This window comes from Rhizobium lentis, assembly GCF_014200175.1.
Lineage (GTDB): Bacteria > Pseudomonadota > Alphaproteobacteria > Rhizobiales > Rhizobiaceae > Rhizobium > Rhizobium mulingense.
This window is the reverse complement of sequence record NZ_JACHBD010000049.1, coordinates 1-1,055: the sequence shown is the minus strand read 5'-3', so window position 1 is coordinate 1,055 and position 1,055 is coordinate 1. Positions and strand designations below refer to the sequence as shown.

At 60.0% G+C, this 1,055-nt stretch carries 1 protein-coding gene; it reads right to left on the bottom strand.

The window, feature by feature from the left end; translation table 11 throughout:
• Nucleotide 1: 1 nt before the first annotated feature.
• Nucleotides 2-952, bottom strand: coding sequence for an IS481 family transposase (locus tag GGI60_RS31690; protein ID WP_183920522.1), 951 nt, complete (start codon nt 950-952; stop codon nt 2-4).
• Between the last annotated feature and the right edge of the window lie 103 nt (nt 953-1,055).

The following is a 1,055-nucleotide window of genomic DNA, read 5'->3' as shown; positions in this document are numbered from 1 at the left end:
TCTAGATGTGGAGCCTCAACAGGTTGTCCTTGATTAGGCCGAGTCTACTGACGGGCGGTTTGGATTGTAGGCTGCCGTGCGGGCGATGCCAATTGTAACGGTGGAGCCAGAGCGGCAGGTCGGCGGCGCGCTGCTGCGAGGTTTCGTAGGCCTTAGCATATGCCCATTCGCGCAGTGCGGTCTGGACGAGGCGTTCGGCCTTACCATTTGTCTTCGGCGTATAGGGTTTGGTGCGGATGTGTTTGATGCTGAGCCGCTGCAGCGCCTTGGCGTATCGATGGGAACGGAAGCTTGTGCCGTTGTCGGTCATGACGCGCTGGACCTTGACGCCATGGGCTTTGAAGAAGCGCAAAGCATTGAAAAGAAAGCGCAGACAGGAGCGTCGCGTCTCGTCGGGTAATATTTCCAAATAGGCCAGGCGTGAGTGGTCGTCGATGGCCAGATGGACGTATTCCCAACCGATGCCGCGGCTGTTGCTCTGCCCCGTGCGATCGCCGGTGATGCGGTGGCCGGTTCGGTTGAATTTGCCGAGTTTCTTGATGTCGATATGGATGAGTTCGCCGGGCTGGTCGCGTTCGTAGCGCCGCACCGGCTCAGCCGGGGCCAAGGCCTTGAGCTTGTTCAGGCCAAGGCGCTTGAGGATGCGGCTGACTGTGGCTGGCGAGACACCCGTCTCCTTGGCGATGTGTTGGCCGGTCATGCGCAGGCGGCGTAACGTCTCGATCCGGGCGGCGGTGGCCTGCGAGGTCGGATGATACAGGCGGTGCGGTCGGGAACTGCGATCATTGAGACCGGCCTCGCCCTCCCGTCGATAGCGCCTTACCCACTTATAGACAGTCTTCACGCCGAAAGCCGCAGCGACGGCCATCGGTCGCTGTCCTTCCATCAGCACGCGGTGCGCAATTACCGCTCGACTGAGCGGCGTGAGGCGGGCATTCATATGGATGTCCATTCGGTCCCCCGAGAATCACTGAAGCTTCGACAACCTCAGCTTTCCCGGTCCGGATCGAATGGACAACCTATTGGAAGCTCACATCTAGAGCGGGATGATTTTA

Coding starts and splice junctions, on each gene's coding strand:
- GGI60_RS31690 (WP_183920522.1), bottom strand. CDS start 952: ATGGACATCCATATGAATGCCCGCCTCACGCCGCTCAGTCGAGCGGTA.